18 protein-coding genes are annotated in these 21913 nt (G+C 64.7%); 14 read left to right on the top strand and 4 right to left on the bottom strand.

Features of this window, described 5'->3' with window-relative positions; translation table 11 throughout:
* The first annotated feature begins 59 nt into the window (after positions 1-59).
* A complete protein-coding gene (locus tag P8T11_RS10250; RefSeq protein WP_418910311.1) occupies positions 60-1553 on the top strand; it encodes a PLP-dependent aminotransferase family protein in 1494 nt (497 codons plus the stop codon).
* A gap of 47 nt (positions 1554-1600) precedes the next feature.
* Here the strand turns inward: P8T11_RS10250 and P8T11_RS10245 are convergent, their stop codons facing one another.
* A complete protein-coding gene (locus tag P8T11_RS10245) occupies positions 1601-2497 on the bottom strand; it encodes a DUF72 domain-containing protein (protein ID WP_268082038.1) in 897 nt (298 codons plus the stop codon).
* Between the two features lie 92 nt (positions 2498-2589).
* Between P8T11_RS10245 and P8T11_RS10240 the strand changes: the two genes are divergently transcribed.
* From P8T11_RS10240 to P8T11_RS10210, 7 genes are all read left to right on the top strand, one after another.
* A complete protein-coding gene (locus P8T11_RS10240; RefSeq protein ID WP_268082039.1) occupies positions 2590-4710 on the top strand; it encodes an ATP-dependent helicase in 2121 nt (706 codons plus the stop codon).
* A 64-nt stretch (positions 4711-4774) separates the two neighbouring features.
* Complete coding sequence (locus P8T11_RS10235) at positions 4775-5827, top strand: magnesium and cobalt transport protein CorA (protein ID WP_268082040.1); 1053 nt, start codon at positions 4775-4777, stop codon at positions 5825-5827.
* 176 nt (positions 5828-6003) lie between these two features.
* Positions 6004-6678, top strand: a complete 675-nt coding sequence (locus P8T11_RS10230) for a thermonuclease family protein (RefSeq protein ID WP_268082041.1) — start codon at positions 6004-6006, stop codon at positions 6676-6678.
* Positions 6679-6818: 140 nt separating this feature from the next.
* Positions 6819-9053: an ABC transporter substrate-binding protein gene (locus tag P8T11_RS10225; RefSeq protein WP_268082042.1), complete on the top strand. Its 2235-nt coding sequence runs from the start codon at positions 6819-6821 to the stop codon at positions 9051-9053.
* Entirely contained in the window at positions 9050-10027 is a 978-nt protein-coding gene (locus tag P8T11_RS10220) for an ABC transporter permease (protein ID WP_268082043.1), read from the top strand. Before P8T11_RS10225 ends, P8T11_RS10220 begins: the two co-directional genes overlap by 4 nt.
* 5 nt (positions 10028-10032) lie before the next feature.
* The gene (locus P8T11_RS10215; protein WP_268082044.1) at positions 10033-11541 is read left to right on the top strand and encodes an ABC transporter permease; all 1509 of its coding nucleotides are present in this window, start codon (positions 10033-10035) and stop codon (positions 11539-11541) included.
* Entirely contained in the window at positions 11538-13244 is a 1707-nt protein-coding gene (locus tag P8T11_RS10210; RefSeq protein WP_268082045.1) for an ABC transporter ATP-binding protein, read from the top strand. Before P8T11_RS10215 ends, P8T11_RS10210 begins: the two co-directional genes overlap by 4 nt.
* A gap of 126 nt (positions 13245-13370) precedes the next feature.
* On the opposite strand, the gene P8T11_RS10205 is transcribed toward P8T11_RS10210, so the two are convergent.
* From P8T11_RS10205 to P8T11_RS10195, 3 genes are all read right to left on the bottom strand, one after another.
* Positions 13371-13919: a MarR family winged helix-turn-helix transcriptional regulator gene (locus P8T11_RS10205; protein WP_268082046.1), complete on the bottom strand. Its 549-nt coding sequence runs from the start codon at positions 13917-13919 to the stop codon at positions 13371-13373.
* A 28-nt stretch (positions 13920-13947) separates the two neighbouring features.
* Positions 13948-15648: a collagen-like triple helix repeat-containing protein gene (locus P8T11_RS10200; protein ID WP_268082047.1), complete on the bottom strand. Its 1701-nt coding sequence runs from the start codon at positions 15646-15648 to the stop codon at positions 13948-13950.
* Between the two features lie 393 nt (positions 15649-16041).
* Complete coding sequence (locus P8T11_RS10195; RefSeq protein ID WP_268082048.1) at positions 16042-17751, bottom strand: ShlB/FhaC/HecB family hemolysin secretion/activation protein; 1710 nt, start codon at positions 17749-17751, stop codon at positions 16042-16044.
* 488 nt (positions 17752-18239) lie between these two features.
* Between P8T11_RS10195 and P8T11_RS10190 the strand changes: the two genes are divergently transcribed.
* From P8T11_RS10190 to cpaB, 6 genes are all read left to right on the top strand, one after another.
* Positions 18240-19070 carry an MHYT domain-containing protein gene (locus tag P8T11_RS10190; protein WP_268082049.1) on the top strand — a complete coding sequence of 277 codons (831 nt, stop codon included), beginning with the start codon at positions 18240-18242 and terminating at the stop codon, positions 19068-19070.
* Positions 19071-19186: 116 nt separating this feature from the next.
* Positions 19187-19369 (top strand): Flp family type IVb pilin, encoded by a 183-nt coding sequence (locus P8T11_RS10185; protein WP_268082050.1) that lies wholly within the window; start codon positions 19187-19189, stop codon positions 19367-19369.
* Between the two features lie 145 nt (positions 19370-19514).
* Entirely contained in the window at positions 19515-20042 is a 528-nt protein-coding gene (locus P8T11_RS10180; protein ID WP_268082051.1) for a prepilin peptidase, read from the top strand.
* Positions 20012-20449: a TadE/TadG family type IV pilus assembly protein gene (locus P8T11_RS10175; protein ID WP_418910312.1), complete on the top strand. Its 438-nt coding sequence runs from the start codon at positions 20012-20014 to the stop codon at positions 20447-20449. The genes P8T11_RS10180 and P8T11_RS10175 overlap by 31 nt, the downstream gene beginning before the upstream one ends.
* Position 20450: 1 nt before the next feature.
* Positions 20451-20951, top strand: coding sequence for a TadE family protein (locus P8T11_RS10170; protein WP_268082053.1), 501 nt, complete (start codon positions 20451-20453; stop codon positions 20949-20951).
* Entirely contained in the window at positions 20948-21898 is a 951-nt protein-coding gene (gene cpaB / locus P8T11_RS10165) for a Flp pilus assembly protein CpaB (protein ID WP_268082054.1), read from the top strand. Before P8T11_RS10170 ends, cpaB begins: the two co-directional genes overlap by 4 nt.
* The last annotated feature ends 15 nt before the right edge of the window (positions 21899-21913 follow it).

Raw genomic sequence — 21913 nt, 5'->3', positions numbered from 1 at the left:
ATTTAATGCTACGATGGCCCCACTTGTGGGAACCACTTTGATAAAACAGGTAGAACCAATTGCGGTCCATTGTAGGTGACTTGCTGCTGCTGCGTCTGGCCGAGGCATCCAGCGAGCCGATGAACAAGCGGCTGTATCGCGGCATACGCGAAGCCATCCTGGATGGCGCCATCGCGGCGGACTCGCGTTTGCCCGCCTCGCGCGACCTCGCTACCGAGCTCGGCATCGCCCGCAACACGGTGGTTCACGTCTATAGCCAACTGCTGGCCGAAGGCTATACCCGCAGCCGGCAGGGCAACGGCACCTTCGTCAACGCCTCGGTGCCTGATTCCTACCTGGCCAGCGGCCGCCGGCTGCGTCACCCTGCCCAGGCCCAAGCGGGTGCCGCGCTGTCGGCGCGCGGCGCGGCCATTGTGGACGGCGTGTCGGCCTCGCCCTACCAATGGGGCGCCTTCATGCCCGGCGTGCCCGACCTGACGGAATTCCCGCACAAGAAGTTTGGCCGCATATTCAGCAGCCTGTGGCGCAATCCTTCGCCCGACCTGCTGACCTACGCCTACGGCGGCGGCCTGCCGGCGCTGCGTGAAGCGTTGGCCCAGCATCTGGCCTTGACGCGATCCATCGACTGCGACCCGGACCAGATCATCATCACTGAAGGCTCGCACCAAGCCATCGACCTGACCACCCGTATCCTGGGCGAAGCGGGCGAAACGGCCTGGGTCGAAGACCCCGGCTACTGGGGCGCCCGCACCATCCTGCAGGCCAACGGCCTGCACACGGTGCACCTGCCGGTGGACGAAGAGGGCATGCGCCTGCCCGAACCAGGCGGCACGCCGCCACGCTTCATTTTCGTCACGCCGTCGCACCAGTATCCGCTGGGGCCGGTGATGTCCCTGACGCGCCGCCGCCAGTTGCTGGCGGTGGCGCGGCAAAGCGGCAGCTGGATCATCGAAGACGATTACGACAGCGAATTCCGGTTCTCGGGCCGGCCCATTGCATCGTTGCTGGGGCTGGAACCCGACGCGCCGGTCATCTACATGGGCACGTTCAGCAAAACGCTGTATCCGGGCCTGCGTGTGGGCTACCTGGTCTTGCCCAAGCCCTTGACCGCCGCGTTCCAGGCGGCGCACGCCGAGCTCTACCGCGAAGGCCATCTGATGACGCACGCGGCGCTGGCCACGTTCATCTCCGAAGGGCATTACGCCGCGCATATTCGCCGCATGCGCATGCTGTATGGCAAGCGCCGCGCCATGCTGGTCAACCTGATCGAACGCCGCCTGGGGCCCGACTGGCTGCATCGCGACGCCAGCATGGCGGGGCTGCATCTGGTGCTGACCTTGCCACCGGACATGGACGACCTGCGCGTGGTGGACGTGGCGCGCGGCAAGGGCGTGCTGACGCGCGCGCTGTCGCGCTATTACGTCAACGCCGAGGGTCGGCGGCCGGGCTTGCTGCTGGGCTACGCCTGTGTGCCCGAACACGACATTGCGCGCAAGTTTGAAGTGCTGCTGGAAAGCCTGGCCGAAGTGGCCCGCAAACCGGTCGTTGCCTGACGGCGTTGGGTCAGACGGGCCGATCAGAAAGCTAATCAGGCAGGCGATTAAAAAGGCAACAGCGCGGTGGCAAAGGCCGCGGCGTTGCGCATGCCCTGATCTTCAAAGTTGGTATTGAATACCGCATGCGCCTGGGCGCTTTGCGCGGCCAGGCGCGTGAAGCGTTCGGCCAGTTCCGCCAGTTCCTGTTCCGTGTATTCGTATTGAAAACGGCTGGACGAAGCGGGGCCAGACGCGTTCCATGCTGCCGCATTGCGGCCATGCAGGCGCAGCAAAGTCAGGTCGGGATGCGTGCTTTCCCACACGGCGGGCACCGTGTTGTCAAAGCCCTGCGGCGCATCGACCACGGTATGCACCACGCCCAGATCGCGTTCAAACGCCAGCGTGTCCGCGATGGCCGCCGGGCTGTCGAACCAACTGCGATGGCGGAATTCCACGGATATCAGGTGCTCTTGCATGCGCTGCGCACAATCGGCCACATGCGCGCGGCCTCGGGCGTCACGACGGATCCACGGCGGAAACTGAAAATGCACCGCGCCCAGCTTGCCGGGCATGCGCAGCGGCTCCAGCGCCAGTTGATAGCAGCGCCAGAGTTCGTCGCGCAAGTCCTCGGGCATGTGGTGGTGGTAGATCATGGGTTCCGGCCAGTCTTCCAGTTCGCGCGCAATATCCCGGGGCAAGGCGGCAAGCGGCGTCTGGTGGCCGGTGAACAGCCGGAACGCCTTGATGTTGAATATGAAATCGTCGGGTGTGCGCTGCGCCCAAAGATAAGCGTTGTTGGCCGAGGGCAGGGCGTAGTAGCTGGAATCGATTTCGGCCATGGCAAAGCGCGTGGCGTAGAAGCGCAGCCGCGCCTCGGCGCCACGCACGTCGGGCGGGTAAAAGCGCCCGCAGGCGAGTAGGGTGGGGTCGGTCCAGGAGGCGGTGCCGGTCAGGATACGCATGGCGAAAGGTCGACGGATGAGGCGGGGGGCGCAGCGGCTACGCTGCTATGATAGCTGGATAAATAGCCAGTCATTTGGCCTACTTTGCCGTCATGTCCGACCACAATCCCCCTTTGAATTCCCGCCCCGACCCCCTAGCCGACCTGAACCCCGCCCAGCGTGAAGCCGCCGAATTCGGCGTGAGCGCGGGCGGGGGCGGGAGCCTGGCTGCGGGCGACGATGGCCCCTTGCTGGTGATCGCCGGGGCGGGCTCGGGCAAGACCAACACGCTGGCGCACCGCGTTGCCCACCTGATTCTTAACGGCGCCGACCCGCAGCGCATGCTGCTGCTGACGTTTTCGCGCCGCGCGGCCCAGGAAATGGATCGCCGCGTGGGCAGCGTGCTGCAGCGGGTGATGAACCTGCGCGGCTCGCAGCAGGCGCCGTCGCTGCCGTGGGCGGGCACCTTCCACGCCATCGGCGCGCGGCTGCTGCGTGATTGCGCGCTGCGCATCGGGCTGTCGGAAGCCTTCACCATCCACGACCGTGGCGACGCCGAAGACCTGATGGGCATGGTCCGCCACGAACAGGGCCTGTCGTCGACCAAGTCGCGCTTTCCCTTGAAGGGCACCTGCCTGGCCATCTATTCGCGCGTGGTCAACAGCCAGAGCCCGGTGGCCGATGTGCTGAAGACCTCGTTCCCCTGGTGCGCGCAATGGGAAGACGAACTGAAGACGCTGTTTCGCGGCTACGTGGCGGCCAAGCAGGACCAGCAGGTGCTGGACTACGACGATCTGCTGCTGTACTGGGCCGAGATGATGTCGGACCTCGGCATCGCGGCGGATGTCGGCGCGCGCTTCGACCATGTGCTGGTGGACGAATACCAGGACACCAACCGCCTGCAATCCGCCATTCTGCTGGCCATGAAACCCGACGGCCGCGGCCTCACGGTGGTGGGCGACGACGCGCAATCCATTTATTCGTTTCGCGCGGCCACCGTGCGCAATATCCTGGATTTTCCAACGCAGTTTCCCAAGCCCGCCCGCGTCATCACGCTGGACCGCAACTACCGCTCGACCCAGCCCATCCTGAACGCTTCCAACGCGGTGATCGGGCTGGCAACAGAGCGCTTCGCCAAAGACCTCTGGACCGATCGCGCGTCCTCGCAATTGCCGGAACTGGTGACGGTCAGCGACGAAGCCGGGCAAGCGCGCTGGGTGGCCGACCAGGTGCTGGCGCAGCGCGAAGGCGGCGCCACGCTGAAGTCGCAAGCCGCGTTGTTCCGCACCGCCAGCCACAGCGCCGCGCTGGAACTTGAACTGACCCGGCGCAACATTCCCTTCGTGAAGTTCGGCGGCCTGCGCTTTCTGGAAGCCGCGCACGTGAAAGACTTGTTGTCGCTATTGCGCTGGGCGGAAAATCCGCGCGGCCGCATGGCGGGGTTTCGCGTGGCGCAGTTGATGCCCGGCATAGGCCCCGCCACCGCCGGCAAGCTGATGGACGCCATGTCCGCCAGCGCCGAACCGCTGCGCGCGTTGCGTGAATTCAAGCCGGGCGCGGCGGCGCAGCAGGAATGGGGCGCGTTTGCCGACACCTATGCGGCGCTGTGCGACCCCGCCCTGCGCTGGCCCGCCGACGTGGACCTGGCCTTGCGTTGGTACGCCGGCCAGCTTGAACGCCTGTATGACGACGCCCGCGTGCGCAAGACCGACCTGGACCAGTTGGTGCGGCTGGCGGCGGGCTACCCATCGCGTGAACGCTTCCTGACCGAGCTCACGCTGGACCCGCCCGACGCCACCAGCGACGAATCCGGCGCGCCCTCGCGCGACGAGGACTACATGATCCTGTCCACCATCCACTCGGCCAAGGGCCAGGAATGGAAGGCGGTCTATGTGCTGAACGTGGTTGATGGCTGCATCCCTTCCGACATGAGCACCGGCACCGCCGAAGAGATCGAGGAAGAACGCCGCCTGCTGTATGTGGCCATGACGCGCGCCAAGGAACGCCTGCAATTGATCGTGCCGCAGCGCTTCTACGTGCATCAGCAGACGGGCATGGGCGACCGCCACGTCTACGGGTCGCGCACGCGCTACATCACCAATGCCATGCTGCCGCTGTTTGATCACCTGCCCAAGCCGCCCGCGCTGGCCGACCTGCCCGGCGGCGGCGCTGCCAAAGAACCGCAGGCGCCCGCTATCGACGTCACCAAGCGGGTGCGCAGTCTCTTCTCATAGCCTGGGCTATCATCGCCCGATGCCATGAGTTGTTCGGCACGGATCGCATTGCCAGAGGGTGTCCATGTCCGCTGAAGAGAATTTTGCCGAGGTCCACAAGGGCGAGGTGGTTGCGTCGATTGCCTATGTGAACGGTCGCCGCGACCGCGAAGTGCCCATCGACGAGGTGGGCCAGTACATCGCCCAATTCAGCAGTCAAAGCGACAACAAAAGCGACAGCAAAACGCCGGCTCAACTGCCCGGCATGCTGTGGATCGGCCTGCGCAACCCTACGCCCGAACTGCTGGCCCGCGTCGCCGGAGAACTCGGCGCCTGCGACAAAAACCAGGAAGAGATGCTGGAGCCGCATCGGCGGCCGAAGATCATCGACTACGGCAACATGGTCCTGATCGTGACCATCACCGTCGAGGTCGAGGCCGAACGCCCGGTCTTCGGCGAAACCCAGCTCTTGATCGGCGACGGCTTCCTGGTCACCGTGCGGCGCGGCGCCACGGCGGCGCACAGCCCGTTGCGCGAACGGCTGGAAGCCTCGCCCGACTTGCTCAAGCGCGGCAGCGACTACGTGGCTTCCGAGGTGCTGGACTGGCTGGTTGATCGCTACGTGGCGGCGGCCGGCAAGATCGAAAGCGTGGTGGAAGGCGCCGAGCAAAAGCTGCTGATCCGTGGCGCCAAGGATTCCGACATCCGCAAGCTGTACCGCCAGCGCCGCGACCTGTTGCGCATTCACACCGTGGTGTCGCCCATGGCCGAGATCTGCCGCCGCCTGGCCCGAGTCGAGATGTCCGCCGTGGATGAACATGCCAGGCCGTACTTCGGCGAGGTCGCCGACCGCGTATTGCGGGTGGATGAACTCTTCAACGCCTTGCGGGAATCATTAGCCTTCGCGTTCGAAGCCAGCCTGATGATCGGCCAGGCCGCGCAGAACGACACCACGCGCAAGCTGGCGTCCTGGGCCGCCATTCTGGCGGTGCCGACCGCTATCGCGGGTATTTACGGCATGAACTTCGAATTCATGCCGGAACTGAAATCACCGTGGGGCTATCCCGTCACGCTGGGCGTCATTGTGTCGATCTGTTCGGTCCTGTACTGGCGCTTCCGGAAATCGGGCTGGCTGTAGGCGGCAAGCGATGGGGGGGGCTGGCATCAAAGAGTCGGTCACAGCAGGCGGCCATGGCGGGCGGCGATAGCGGGCAGCGATAGCGTATAGCCGGCAGGGCGGTTTTCGCGCGGTTTTTGCAAAATCGCGCCCCGCCTGTGGCACACTTGCCGCGTTTCTCATCTGGAGCCCGGTCGGTGCGTGGCAAACCCCCATTTCGCGGCGGCGGCAAGCTGACCGCCCTGATCGTTGCCCTGATCCTTGCGGCCGCGGGCGCCATCGTCAATTGGCTGCAGCCCTCGGGGCGCGGCGATTCCCCGCCGGCCTCACTCCCACCCCCATCGCAAGGCGCGCCCGCGCCGTCGTCGCGGCCCGGCCCCGCGCTGTCGGGCGGGATTCCCGCGGGCAGCTACACGCTGACCGGCGCGATCGTCAACGTGGCCGACGGCGACACCGTCACGCTGCGCGCCAGCGGCGGCCAACGGCGCATCCGCATGGACAGCATTGATGCGCCCGAAGAGGGCCATGGCGCCGACCAACCCGGCCAGCCCTATGCCGACGCCTCGCGCAAGCATCTGGCCGGCCTGGTGGCGGGCAAGACCCTGACCGCCCAGTGTTACGAACAAGACCAGTACGGCCGCGACGTGTGCGCGCTGATCCTGGACGACGGACGCTCGGCCAACCGCTTGCAGGTGGAAGCGGGCTATGCCTGGGCCTACACCGCCAGAAAGGGCGATTATTTGCGTGACAAGGCCATGCCCGGCCTGCAACGCCAGGCCAAGGACGCCAAGCGCGGCCTTTGGGCGCAGCCGGCCGCCATGCAGCCCTGGAAGTGGCGCTATGACTGCTGGCGTCAGCGGCAATGCGGTTGATGCGGGCGAGTTCGCACTCATGCACCCCAGGGACCCCGAACAATCCGCGCACTCCCCGCACCCGCTAGGGGGATGCCTGGGTATGGGCGCTGTCCCGCGTTTGCTATTCTCTGTCGCTACGATTTGAAGGGAAGGTTTCCATGCTTGCTATGAAGCGGCTCGGGGCAACAGCCATGCTGATGTTGCTGGCGCTGGCGGGCTGCTCGAAAGAAGGGCCCATCAACAGTCCGTATCCGTCCGGCGCCGAAAGCCAGAACACGTTCTACTCCGCGTTCGTGCAGCGTTCGCCCAAGTACCTGGACCCGGCAAGCTCCTATTCCGGCGACGAAACGCCCTATACGTACAACATCTACGAACCCTTGTACGGCTATCACTACCTGAAGCGGCCCTACGAACTGGTGCCGCGCGCCGCGCAGTCCATCGACCCGCCTCAGTATCTGGATGCCCAAGGCCAGCCGTTGCCGGCCGACGCGCCGGGTGAATCCATCGCGGAAAGCATTTACGACATCAAGATCCGGCCAGGCGTGCGCTATCAGCCGCACCCCGCCTTTGCCCGCAAGGCGGACGGCAGCTACGACTACTACCCGCTTGCCGACGGCGAACTCAAGGACAAGTACTACATTCCCGACTTTCCGCGCACCGGCACGCGCGAGCTGACGGCGGACGACTACGTCTACGCCTTTCGCCGCCTGGCCAGCCCGCGCGTCGTGTCGCCCATCTATTCCGTGATGGCCGACCACGTGGTGGGCATGCAGGAATATGGTGACCGGCTGCGCCAACGCGACCAGGCCGCGCGCCGCGATCTTCCCGCAGGGGGCGCCGCGACATGGCTGGACCTGCGCGAGGCCGACGGCTTTACCGGCGTCCAGGCGCTGGACCCGCACACGCTGCGCATCCGCGTCAAAGGCAAGTATCCGCAGTTCAAATACTGGCTGGCGATGACGTTCACGGCGCCCATTCCCTGGGAGGCCGACCGCTTCTATAACCAGCCCGGCATGGCCGAGCACGATCTGTCCTTGAACACCTGGCCGGTGGGCACCGGCCCCTACATGATGGCGGAATCGTTGCAGAACCGCCGCCACGTGCTCGTGCGCAATCCCAACTACCACGGCGAAGCCTACCCCTGCGAGGGCGAACCCGGCGACAAGGCCGCGGGCCTGCTGGCCGACTGCGGCAAGCCCACGCCTTTCATCGACCGCGCGGTATTCAGCCTGGAAAAAGAAGCCATTCCGCTGATCGGCAAATTCATGCAGGGCTATTACGACGTGCCGCAGATCGAACGCGGCGAGTACGGCGTGGCCATGCTGGTGGCCGCCGGCGACAGCCAGGACAAGGCCAAGCAGTACCGCGAGCACGGCATCCGCCTGCCCACCACGGTGGAAACCGCCAACTGGTACATGGGCTTCAACTGGCTGGACCCGGTGGTGGGCAAGGGCGACACGCCCGAGCAGGCGGAAAAGAACCGCAAGCTGCGCCAGGCCATCAGCATCGTGTTCGACTGGGAAGAGTTCGTCACTGTGTTCGAAAACGATCAGGCCTCGGTGGCGCAAGGCCCGGTGCCGCCTGGCGTGCTGGGTTACCGTGAACCGCCCGAAGGCGTGAACCCCGTCGTCTACAACCTGGTGGACGGCAAGCCGGTGCGCAAATCGGTGGACGTGGCCAAGCGCTTGCTGGCCGAAGCAGGCTACCCGAACGGGCGCAGCGCCGAGACCGGCGCGCCGCTGGTGCTGTATTACGACGCGATGCAGGGTGGCGGCTCGAACCCACGCTTTGACTGGATGCGTCGGCAGATGGCCAAGATTGGCGTGCAGCTGGACGTGCGCTCCACCGACTACAACCGCTTCCAGGACAAGATGAAGCGCGGCGCCGCGCAGATTTTCCTGTGGGGCTGGAACGCCGATTATCCCGACGCTGAAAACTTCCTGTTCCTGCTTTACGGCCCCAACGCCAAGGCGCGCGGGGGCGGCGAGAACGCGGCCAACTACGACAGCCCCGAATTCAACAAGCTTTTCGAGCAGATGAAGTTCCTGGACGACGGCCCCGAGAAAGAACAATTGATCGCCAAGATGGTGGCCGTGGTGCAACGCGACGCGCCGTGGATGTTTGGCTATTTTCCGATGTCGGGCGGCGCCTACCAGCAGTGGGTCGGCAACGCCAAGCCCACGCAGATGGTGCGCAACACGCTTCAGTACATGAAGATCGATCCGCAACTGCGGCAGCAGAAGATCAACGAATGGAACGTCCCTCGGTGGTGGCCGATCGGCCTGTTCGTGCTGTTATTGGCGTTGGCGATCTGGCCGTCCTACGTCGCGCTCAAGCGCCGTGAACGCCAGACCGCCTTCGACCCGGCCGTGAAGAAGGAGCATCAATCATGATCGGCTACGTGATCCGCCGGCTGCTGTATGGCGTGCTGATCCTGATCGGCGTGAACCTGTTCACGTTCATCCTGTTCTTCGCGGTCAATACGCCCGACGACATGGCGCGCCTGGCCATCGGCGGGCAACGCGCCAGCCAGGACGCGGTGGAAAAATGGAAGGTCGAGCGCGGCTATGACAAGCCGCTGTTCTTCAATGCGCAGGCACAAGGCGCGGCGCAACTGACCGACACCATTTTCTATCAGCGTTCGGTGCCGCTCCTGGCCATGGACTTTGGCGCGTCGGACAGCGGGCGCGACATCGGCCGCGAAATCCAGACGCGGATGGGTCCCAGCCTGGCGCTGGCCGTGCCCACCTTTGTGCTGGGGCTGTTCGTCAGCATCGTGTTTTCGCTGACGCTGGTGTATTTTCGCGCCACGCGGCTGGACTTCTGGGGCGTGGTGGTATGCGTGCTGCTGCTGTCGATATCCAGCCTGTTCTACATCATCGCGGGCCAGTGGGTGTTCGCCAAGCTGATGCGGCTGGTGCCGTTCTCGGGGTTTTCGGGCGGGCTGGACGTGGTCAAGTTCCTGGCGCTGCCGGTGCTTATCGCCATCATTTCCCGGCTGGGCCCCGAAGCGCGTTTCTACCGCACGCTGTTCCTGGAAGAAATCGGCAAGGACTACGTGCGCACCGCGCGCGCCAAGGGCCTGGCCGAGCGCGTGGTGCTGTTCCGACATGTGCTGCGCAACGCCATGCTGCCCATCCTGACCGGCACGGTTGCCGCCTTGCCGCTGCTGTTCATGGGCAGCCTGATCGCCGAATCGTTCTTCGGTATTCCCGGGCTGGGCAGCTACACGATAGACGCCATCAACGCGCAAGATTTTTCCGTGGTGCGCGCCATGGTGTTCCTGGGCGCGGCGCTCTACATCGTGGGGCTGATCCTGGCCGACATTTCCTACACGCTGGCTGACCCCCGCGTTCGATTCGAGTAGCCGCCATGCCCAAGATCGTCTTCCTGTGGACCGACATCGCGCTGTGGCTGATGGTGCTGAGCGCGCTGGCCTACCTGTGGCACGTGCGCCGCAGCCCGAACCTGCGCGCCACCTGGGGGCGCGTGGCGCGCGATGCCCCCGCCATGTGCTCGGCCGTCATTCTGGCCGCGTTCACCGTGGTGGGGCTGCTGGACTCGGTGCACTACCGCCCGCAACTGCCGCCCGCGCCGGGGGCTGCCGCCGATGCCGCGCCCATCTATGCGCCCGTGGTCAAGTCCGCGCTGGACGGCCTGTTGGCCGGCACGGTGCTGACGCAACCGGAACGAAACTACTCGCAGCCCCTGGCCACCAAGCTGTTCCTGAAGGAAACCATGTTGGTGGACGACAAGCCGGTGCGCGATTTTCCGCGACTGCGCGGCGCCGCCACGCATTTGACCGACCCCGACACGCAACATGTGGGCGATGTCTTGAAACGCCTGGGGTGGGGCGTGGCGGGTGGCCTGGGCGTGGCGCTGCTTGCGGCGGCCGTGCTCTACGCCTGCCTGGCGCGCCGCCTGGGGTCGGCGTCGCACGCGGGCCAGGTATTGCTGCGGGGTGAATCCGATGTGCCCTGGCGGGCCATGGCGGTCACCTTTGCCTTGCTATGCATGACGGTCGGCGCGCTGGCCGGGCTGTCCAGCGCTTACCACGCGCTGGGCACCGACCGCATCGGCAACGACGTCTTGTGGCAGGCACTGAAAAGCATCCGCACGGCGCTGGTCATCGGCAGCCTGACCACTATCGCCATGCTGCCGCCGGCCATTGTTTTCGGCATTGCCGCGGGCTACTTCAAAGGCAAGGTCGACGACGCCATCCAATACCTCTACACCACCATCACGGCCATTCCCGGCGTGCTGCTGGTGGCCGCCTGCGCGTTGATGATGCAGGTGTATATCGACAACCATGCTGACCTGTTCGACACCTCGGTCGCGCGCGCCGACCTGCGGCTGTTCCTGCTCTGCATGATTCTTGGGCTGACGGGCTGGGCGGGCCTGTGCCGCCTGCTGCGCGCCGAGGCGCTCAAGCTGCGTGAACTGGAATACGTGCAGGCGGCGCGCGCGTTCGGCGTGTCGCACTGGCGCATCATGACGCGGCACCTGCTGCCCAATGTGGCGCATCTGGTGCTGATTACCGTGGTGCTGGAATTCTCGGGCCTGGTGCTGTATGAGGCCGTGCTGTCCTACCTGGGCATTGGTGTGGACCCCAGCATGAATTCCTTTGGGTCGATGATTGATGGGGCGCGCCTGGAAATGTCTCGCGATCCCATGATCTGGTGGAGCCTGATGACCGCTTTCCTCTTCATGCTGGCGCTGGTGCTGGCGGCCAATCTGTTTGCCGACGCCGTGCGCGATGCCTTCGACCCGCGCACCCGCCGCTATAAACCCAGCCGCCTGGCGCGCTTGGGCAGCGTGTTCGGCCGCCGCCAGGTGTTGGCCGCCGAACCGCGCGCCTCGAAATCGGGAGAAGCGCCATGAGCTTGGATACTCCATTGCTGGACGTGCGCGGCCTGCAGGTGGACATCGCCGGCGAATCCGGCATGACGCATGCCGTCAAGCGGCTGGAACTGGCCATTTCGCAGCGCGAGACCTTTGCGCTGGTGGGTGAATCCGGCTGCGGAAAAAGCATCACCGCCTTGGCGTTGCTGCGCTTGCTGCCGGACGCTGGCCGCATCGTGGGCGGGCAGATCGACCTGGACGGGCAAGACTTGAACCGGCTGCCCGAAAGCGCGATGCGCGGCGTGCGTGGCGGCCGTATCGGCATCATCTTCCAGGAACCGTCGACCAGCCTGAACCCCGTCATGCGGGTGGGTGATCAGATCATCGAAACCCTGACGGCGCACACGCCCTTGCGCGGCGCGGCGGCGCGCGCGCGGGCCATCGAATGGCTGCGCCGCGTGGGGATCCCTGAGCCCGAACGGCGCGTGGACGATTACCCGTTCCAGTTTTCGGGCGGACAGAAGCAGCGCGTCATGATCGCCATCGCGTTGGCCGCCGAGCCGCTGCTGCTGATCGCGGACGAACCCACCACCGCGCTGGACGTCACGGTGCAGGCGCAGGTGCTGGACCTGCTGGCCGACATCCAGCGCGAAATGGGCATGGCGGTGCTGCTGATCACGCATGACCTGGCCGTGGTGAAAAACGTGGCGCATCACGTGGCGCTGATGCGCGGCGGCGAAATCGTTGAAAGCGCCAGCGCCGATGATTTTCTCCGTGCGCCCAAGCATCCGTACGCACGGCAATTGTTTGAAGCCATCCCCACCTTCGCCAAGCGCGGCGCGCCGCTGACGGCGCAGGCGCGTGATGCCATCGCGCAAGACGGCGCACAGCAAGGCACGCAGCGAACCACGCAGCGCGCGGCAGGGGGCTTGGTGCTGGACGTGCAGGACCTGAAAGTGCATTACCCCGTGCGCAAGGGGCCGCTGCGGCGCATCGTGTCCTGGGTCAAGGCCGTGGACGGCGTGACGTTCACGCTGCGCGCGGGCGAAACACTGGCCCTGTTGGGCGAGTCCGGCTGCGGCAAAACCACCACGGGCAAGGCGCTGCTGCGGCTGATCGACGGTGCGCGCATCTCGGGTCGCGCCATGCTGCAAGGCAAGGACGTGCTGTCCGCCGACCGCCGCACCCTGCGCGATCTGCGGCAAGACATCCAGATTGTGTTCCAGGATCCGTATGCATCGCTCGACCCGCGCATGCGCGTGGGCGACATCCTCGACGAGGGCCTGGCGTCGTTGCGGGGGGGCATGAGCCAGCAGGCGCGGGCCGCGCACGCCGCGCAGTTGATCGAGCGCGTGGGCTTGCCGGCCAATACGCTGACGCGCTATCCGCATGAATTCTCGGGCGGCCAACGCCAGCGTATCGCCATTGCACGCGCGCTGGCGGTGGAACCCAAGGTACTGATCTGCGACGAACCCACGTCAGCCCTGGACGTGTCGGTGCAGGCGCAGATTCTGGACCTGCTGCGCGAGCTTCAGGCCGAACTGGGCATTGCGTATCTGTTCATCACCCACAACTTCGGTGTGGTCGAGTATCTGGCGGACCGCATCGCCGTCATGGACGGGGGCCGCATCGTTGAGCTGGGCGATGCCGACACCGTGTTGCACGCGCCGCGCCAGGAATTGACGCGCCGGCTGCTGGCGGCGGTGCCGCGCCTGGAGTTCGGCACGCCAAGCGCGGTTTGAATTGACCCCAGGCCGCGTCTTGCGGTGCCTGTCTCACATCCCCGTCGCGCTTCCATGAAAAACGCGCCCTGACTCCTTGGAATCAGGGCGCGTGGCCCGCTGGCGTCGCGGCGGACGCAGGCGGGTTTACAGGTCGTCGCGATGGGCGGTGGGCGTTTCCAGCCAGACCAGGGTGTCGTGCCGCAAGGCGCGCACGCATTGCGCCAGGAAGGCATGCACGGTTTCCAGTTCGGCGGTGTCGTAGCGCCGCGCCATCAGCATCACTGCGTCCGTGACCCATTGGCGCTCCTGCGCCAACTGCTGGCACTGTTCCTCGACCGGCCGGATCACGATCATCCGGCGGTCCAGCGGGTGGCGGCCACGCTGCACATAGCCTGCCGCCTCCAGCCGGTTGATCAAGGCGGTGGCGCCGCCGGAACTGATGCCCATCAGTTGGGCAAGCTGCCCGGTGGGCAAGGCGTCGAACTCCATCACCAGTTCCAGCGCTTTCAGGTCCGCCAGGGGGATGCCCAGCCGTTCCGCCAAGGCCGACTGGCAGGCGGCGTTGTACACCGAGAACTGTCGACCCAGCATCAGGGCGATATCGTCCAGCATTCCAGGTCGCAGGTCACTCGTGCGGGATTCAGGCATCACGGTCACATGCTCATGGTGGACCATCGTTTCTTGTTGCAGCATGATGTCGCTCCGTAGCGGATAGGGTCGATTACTTCTGTGCCGACAAGCCGCCGAGCAGACCGCCCAGCAAGCCGCCGTTGTTGGTGCCGCCCGCCGTCGTACCGCCCGTCAAGCCGCTCGTGACGCCGCCCAGCAAACCACCCAGCAAGCCGCCATTGGCAGCCGTTCCCGCACCGGCCGCGCCACCCGCGCCGGCACCCGCGCTGGCTCCCGCACTGGCGCCGGTGCCTGTCGTGGCGCCGACCGATACGCCGCCAACCACGCCACCCAGCACACCGCCCAGCAGGCCACCTCCCGCGGCGCCACCCGCACCGCCCGCGGCGCCCGTGGCACCACCGGTCACGCCGCTCAGCAAACCGCCCAGCAGGCCGCCATTGGCCGCGCCACCCGCTGTGCCGCCCGTCGCGCCGCCCACGGCACCCGTCACACCGCCCAAGAGGCCGGTCACCGGTGCCAGCAGGCCACCCACGCCGCCCGCGGCCGGCGTGCCGCCGATGCCGCCGACACCGCCCAGGATGCCGGTGATGGGGCTGAGCAAGCCGCCCGTGCCGCCACCCGTCAGGCCACCCGTGGCGCCGCCCAAGCCCAGGCCGCCCGTCAACGAGGCGACCGCGCCGGTTGCATTAGCCAGCGTGGCGCCCAGCGGGTTGGTATTGCCCGGCGTGGCGTGGAGCAGGCCGCCGGCGCTGGCGACCGCGCCGCCCAAGCCTTGCAGCACCCCATTCAAGCCAGCCGTGTTGCCAGGCAGCGTGCTGCCGGCCCCCGCCACCGTGCCGCCCAGGCTGGAAAGCAGCCCGGCCACCGGTGCGCCCAGATTGGTGGTTGCGCCCACTTGCTGCGTCAGGTTGGTCACCACGCCGGCAACCGGCGCCACGTTCACGTCCAGTGCGGCGCCGACGCCGCCCAGTGCAGGCTGCAGGCCCAAGGGCAACACGTTGTCCACGGCTTTGCCGGTGTTGGACAAGGCGGGTTGCAGCACGGGGCTTCCCGGGCCGTCCAACACGCCGCCGGTCACGCCGCCCAACGCTTGGGTAACCGGGTTCAGCAAGCCACCCTGGCCCGACAGGCCGGCGGTCAGCGCACCGACGGCATTCGTGGCGTTGCCCAGCACGGTCGTCAAGGGCATGGGGTTGGCGGGGTCTGCATTCAACAGGTCGCCCGTGCTGGCCACGGTCTTGCCCAGGCCATCCACCAAACCGCCGACACCGGTGCTCAGGCCGCCCGGCAGGCCGGTGCCTTGGAGCGTCGTGCCCAGGTCGCTGACCAGGCCGCCCGCTTGCGTGGTGATGCCATCCACGGGGGCGCCCAAGCCGCTCGTGGCGCCGATTTGCTGCGTCAGGCCCACCACGGTATCGGCTACGGGCGCCACGGTGGGATCCAGTGCCTTGCCCACGCCGCCCAGGGTCTCGCCCAAGTTCAACGGCAGGGTATTGTCAACGGCGCCGCCGGTATTACCCAGCGTCGTTTGCAGCAATCCGGCCGTGACGGGATTGACCGGATTATTGGGATCGGTGCCGCCAGGGTTGTTCGGGTCCGTGCCACCGGGGTTGTTGCCGCCCGGGTTGTTGCCACCCGGATTCGTGGGAATGTCGGTGCCAGGCAGGCCGGCTGACTTATCTCCGCCGCCACCACCACCGCCGCAAGCGGACAAAGCGCCAGCCAAGGCAGCTGCCATGACGGTGGCGGTCAAAATACGTTGAATGCGGTTTGCTTCAATCTTCGAAATCATGACGAGCTCCTCGGGTTGGATGGTCCAGGCAAAGAAACTGCCCGATACGGCTCTAGATGCATAAACCGTGCCAAGATTTTTCAAAACCCCAGGATGTGCATGGCCGTGTTACGTCCTTTTAGAGAAAAAGTGCTTATTTATCAGTGCCTTATTCGGTTGGTTTCAGGGTTTGTACTAGCGGGCGATGGTCGCAGATTTGCGACCACAAAAACCCTGCGAATGTTACGAATGGCCGGTAATCCGACGTTACGTTACGGGCCACGTTACGTAACGTCGTGTGGGGGACATTCATAAATAATCGACATCCGCGATGTGACGCGCCCATGAAAAAGCGCCTGTCGAAACAGGCGCTTTTGGGTAACCGCGGTGTGCCCGGGCCACGGGCAGCCAATATCAGAAGGCGTCGTAGAACAGCGAGTAGTTGGCGTTGAACTGCACGTCTCGGTCATTGTTGACGGTGGCGGAGCCGATGGGCTTGGCCACGTTGAAGTCGAACAAATAGTATTTGTCGTCCGTGAACCGCAGGCCCAGCGCCACCGATGACAGGTGCCGCTGGTTCAAGGCTTGCAAGTCCTTGTTGTTGTACCAGGTGCGCGCATAGTCGATCAGCGCATAAGGCTGGACGCTGGGCAGGTATTCCCAGCCGGTGCCAAAGCGCCGGTTGACTTCCGCTGATACGCCCACGCCTTTGTCGCCACTTTGTTCGCCTTGCGGGTATCCCATGGCATAGCGCCAACTGCCGAACGATACCTGTTCCGAAGACGGCAAGATATTGCTGGAATACTGCGCCGCGCCAGAGAAGACCAGTCCGAACTGGGCGGGCAGGGCAAACGTTTGTTTGGCATTGAGGTTATAGCGGACGAAATCCAGGTCCAGGATTGGTGTGGCTGAATAACCGTAATTGGTCGAGATGTCCTTCTTGGCGCCCGCCCCGTCAAACCCCTTGGACACGCTGCCGCTGACGTCCGTGGTTTGGCTTTCAGACACCTGTATATATCGTAGTTCGATATTAGCGGCGCGCACGCGGGCGTCTTGTTGCAACCAACGATCTGAATTGCGCGCTTCATACCGGTCTTTGGAATTGGCCGCATACATACCCACCGTGCCGGTCAGTGAGCGCGTGTTGTTCAGCAAAATCGGGTAGCTGAGGCCGATGCCGATGCGGTCGTTCTTGACGCGCCTTTCAAAACCCAGGTATTCGATCGCGTCGTCCTGGGGTTTGGCGTCATAGTGGTAGCCATCCACCTTGACCGCCAAACCGTCGGGTCCGATGGGCACGCTGATTTCGCCCATGACGTATTTGACGTCATCGGTATTGAATGGCACCGCCGCCGTCAGTTTCACCTGTTCGCCCAGTGGCGTGAGGCTGTTCGCGCCCATATTGACCAAGGGTTGCATGCCGGTACCCAGGTCTGCGATGCCGCCCGTCAAACTGAACGGGTGGCGCGTGGCCGCCAATACCAGTTCAGTGGCGCCATCGGCGCGGCGCGGCAAATCCAGGCTGGGCGTGAACTTCACGCCGGGTACGGTTCGCATCAGATTCAATTGGCGCTCAAGCGTGGCCTGTTTCAGCGGGCGCTCTTCCGTGAGCGGGCCGGCCAGCGTGTCCAAACGACCCTGCGCGTTACCGATGTCGCCTTCAATCCGCACATTGGCAATAAACCCTTCCACCACGGTCACCACGACCAGGCCGTTGGCGAACGTCTGGTTCTGCACCAGCGCGAACGACAGCGGATAGCCCTTGTCGCGGTATAGCTGTGTGATCTTGTCGACTTGCTGGACCAGTTCGCCCAGGCTGATCTCCTTGCCCGACAGTGGGCTGAGTATCGCGGAAACCTCGTCGAAGGGAATGGCGTGTACGCCGCTTACGTCAAAGTTCAGCGGCACGATGCGTTGCGCCAGCCTGGCCTGCAACGCCAATTGCTCTGGCGTGGCGGTCTGCACCACGGGTGGTGGCTGCGTGGCGCCGGGCGGCCTTTCAAGCTGCGGCAGGGCATCCACGGGGTTGCCCCGAAGCGGGCCATCTGCCCGCGCTTGGGCGCCAAGGGCAAAGATGCATATAAGGGCGAGGGTAAGCGAACTTGCCGGGTACGTACGTCTCATTGCCTATGTGTCTCGGTTTCCGCCGACGCAGTCCCGATGAATATTCGGTATTGCCGATATATTGAATATATAAAGGGACACAACATTGGTAAAAGGTCTTCGGTGCGCCGTGGGTAGTATGGTGCCAGTGGCGAGTAGTAATAACAAATTATTTCATTGTGACCATATGGGCACGACAGGATTACAACATATAGAAATTCTCAGGAACGAAAATATTCACGATATATAAGGGTTAACTAGGGGTTTTTAATCTATTTGGCGCGAATTTTGCTGTATCGGTTACATGTCTGTAGCCGCATAATAGCGAATATAGGTAAAAACCCTGATGTGTATTAAATGTTAATAGATAAGACTATATAAACGTATCAAAAACACATCGGTTATGAGCCACCGGGAGTCCACAAAATGGGCGCGCATCACCCTAATAATGCTTGGCGCGATCAACCGATCCCGCTCTTTGGTTTGCGGCGCCTTCAATGGGGCCGTTCATGAACCCGGGCGATATCGTTCCGCTGTCGTTCAACAGCGGCCTGGTTGCTTTGTCATTCCTGACAGCAGTGCTGGGTTCGTATGTCGCCTTGCTGGCGGCGGCCGGCATCCGCACCGAAACCCAAGACGGTGATATCCGCATCGGTTACATCCTCATCGGTGCCGTGGCGATGGGCGGTGTCGGTATCTGGAGCATGCACTTCATTGGCATGCAAGCGCAGAACCTGCCTTTCGATGTGGGTTATCAGCTTGGTCTGACCATACTGAGTTTCCTGGTGGCCGCGGGCTTTTCCGGCTGGGCGTTCTGGTACGTCGGACGCGCGAACTTCACGTTCGGCCGCTGCGTCATGGGCGGCCTGGCCGCCGGCCTGGGAGTTGCCGCCATGCATTATCTGGGCATGGGCGCCATGCGCATGCCGGCGGTGTTGATGTGGAATTTGCCCATTGTCGTTTTATCGGTGCTTATCGCCGTAATTGCCGCTTCGGCCGCACTGTGGCTGGCTTTCAATACCCAGAACGAGTTTCAGCGCGGCGGCGCGGCCATTTTGATGGCGGTGGCCGTGTGTGGCATGCATTACACCGGCGCGGCGGCTGGCACGGTTATCTGCACCGCCCCGCGCGACAGCACCAGCCTGCAAATTGGCGGGGTCATGCTGCCGTATATCGCTTTCGTGCTGTCCGCGGTCATGTTGCTGATCATGCGTTGGCAATTGCAGCGGGCGTCAAACCGTTTCCGCGCGCGCATGGCGCAGCGGATCGACTCTTTCATTGAATCGGCGCCTGTGGCTGAACCAGGCAAGGCGCCTGGCTCCACGCTGGGGCCGGGTTAGCAGGGCCCGGTCTGCGAACGGATGCAGGGCATTCGCGAAGCAGAAATACCGGGAATAGGGGGTCGGCGCCGCATCGCGGATCGGCTCAATTATCAAGCGAGTGTCAGGAGTTCGAAATGAAAGCGAAACTTGCGCAGTTCTGGAACGACGAAGACGGCATCACCGCCCTGGAATACGGGCTGATCGCAGGTCTGGTGGCAGTGGCCCTGATCGCTGCCGTGGGCACCTTCACTGATGCCCTCGGCGATATGTTCACGGGGCTGGGCGGCAAGCTCGATACGGCCGGCGGCGGTACTTAATCACGCCCTGTCTTGCTACGCGTACCGTGGCGGCTCAGTGTGGTGAGCCCTCGCGGTACGCGGTCTGTATCAGTTGCTTGACCGGGGCACGTTCGTCTGGATGAACGCGCCTGCCGTTGAATCTGATTGATAAGAAGGTCCTGCCTTGTATCCAGGGGAAGTGCTGTGGCTGCTGTTGTTCGTATGCTGGAGTGGGGCGCTGATCTACAACGATCTGCGCTATCGCCGCGTACCCAACACGTTGATCGTGGCGGGATTCGCGGCGCAACTGCTTTGGTTGGCTGCCGCCGCGCTCGTGCCCGGATGGATGTTCCCCCCGCGTTGGACGGGTTGGCTGATGACCTTGGCGGGCTTTCTGGCCGCCTTTCTGTTCCTGCCGCTTTGGGGGCGGCGCCTGATGAGCGCGGGCGACATCAAGGCCATCGCCATTCTGGGGCTGTGGCTGGGCCTGGCGCCGCTGGTGCTGGTGCTGGTGCTGGTGCTGGCCAGCGTGCTGGCGGGGCTGCACAGTCTGGCGGTCGTGGTGGTGTCGCGCTACTGGGCGTTGACGCAACGCTGGAGCCAGGTTCCCTTTGCGATGTATCTGGGCGTCGCCGCGCTCAGCGTGGTTCTTATGCCCTTGAATTCGCCCTGGTATTCGTGGTGTTCTTCCTGGTGCTCTACGGCATCCTGACCTACGGGCTGGTGTTTCTTGCACAAAATTCGGTGACCCTGGCAGCGCAGGACGGCGCGCGCAAGGTGCTGCAATGGCAGGCCGGTTCGGCCTCGCTGGCAGCGCGGGCCAACGCCGGTCGCGACACGGCATTGGATATCGCTCAATGGATGTCGTCGATGTCGTCCGCGTCCATCAAGGTGGCGGTGTGCGATAGCGGGGGAACCTTGAGCAGCAGCGCTGGCGGCACCTGCAGCGGCCAGCCCTTGGCGCCTGACCAGATTGAAGTGACGGTCTCATACGCCTATGGCGCGAATCCCCTGATTCCGTCGTTCCCGCTGTTGCAGTTGGCCATGATGCCGGCGTCCAGCGTGTTGAGCGCGCGCGCCACGGTCCATCTGGGCAACACGGTTGGCGTGGGAGGCTGACATGACCCAACCCATGCCTCTGCGCCGTCCTCTTCGCCCTTGCCCCCGATTGATCCGCCAACGCGGCATTGCCGCGCTTGAGCTGTCGTTGACCTTGACCATGCTGCTGATCTTCATCTGCGCCGTGGTCGGTTACGGCGTGCTGTTCTGGATGCAGCAACAACTGGCCGCCGCCGCCGGCGAAGGCGCGCGCGCCGCCGTGCACGCGCAGATCACCGGCAGCCCGAACGTGCAGGGCGACGCCTGCACCGCCGCCATGAGCGTCTTCACGACGGGTTCGGCCGTTGCCTGCGCCACCACGCGCGCCCCATGCACGTGGGCCGGATCCGGCGGCCAGGTGGCCAACTGCGCCACCGTCGCCATGACCTACAACACCCAGTCCTGGCCCTTGCTGGCCACCTTGCAGTCGTTCATCGTCCTGTTGCCTGGCACCAACAAGGACTGGGTGCCAAGCAGGTTGTCGTCGAAAGCCATCGTACAGATATCGCAAGGGACACCATGAGCAGTCTTAGCAAGATCATCGCGGGCATTTTGTTGGTGGCGGGCATGGTGCTGGCCTTTCTGGCCTGGCGCCTGGCGTCGCACCCCAGCGCGCCGCCGGCAAGCCCGGTTCCGGTGGCCACGGCCCCCGCGCCCGCCGCGCCGCCGGTCAAGTTTTATCCCGTCGTGGTAGCCAAGGAAGCCATTCCCGCCGGCACCCGGATCGAAGCCGAAAAAATGCTGTCGGTGGCGCAATGGCAGGTGTCGCTGTCCAACAGCTTTGACAACACCGCGCCCTTGGAAGGGTCGGTGACGCGCGTGGACATCGCGGCGGGCGACCCCATCGTGCCCAGCCTTTTGGCGCAAGGCCTTGCCAGGCAGCTCAAGCCTGGCGAGCGCGCCGTCGCCATTGCGGTCGATGAAGTGGTGGGCGGTGGCAACCGCATTGCACCGGGCGACATGGTCGACGTGTTCTTCATGGTGGAAAAGAACCAGGAAATCTCGGGCGGCCAGGCCCGGCTGCTGCAAGCGCAACTGCGCGTGCTGGCATACGGCAAGGCCTCGGTGGATGGCCCGGAAGAAAAATCGGCGCTGCAGCAAGGCCCCAGCCAGCCAGCGCGCACGGCGGTGCTGGCGGTGCCCGTCGAACATATCAACGAGCTGATCCTGGCAAGCCGCGCCGGCCGCCTGCAATTGGCCTTGCGCCCGGTAGGCGACGACGCCGTGCCCGACGAGACGCTGTTCGCCAAGCGCGGCACGGTGTTGCCCACGCGCGCGGATCTGACGCCGGCGCAGCGCGAGGCCTTGCTGGTCGGTCCGAACCGCGCGTATGCGGGTGAGAGCCTGCTGCAACTGGAAGGCACCACGCCCGCTGCCCGGGCCCCCGTCAACCGCGTGGCGACGACGGGTGGCGGTGGCAGAACCATCGAAATCGTGCGGGGAGATAAATCCGAGCGCGTTCGCTATTGATCATCGCCGCGCGTG

This window comes from Achromobacter spanius (genome assembly GCF_029637605.1).
GTDB classification, from domain to species: domain Bacteria; phylum Pseudomonadota; class Gammaproteobacteria; order Burkholderiales; family Burkholderiaceae_B; genus Achromobacter; species Achromobacter spanius_E.
The sequence above is the reverse complement of the archived record's forward strand: the minus strand, read 5'-3'. Positions and strand labels throughout refer to the sequence as shown.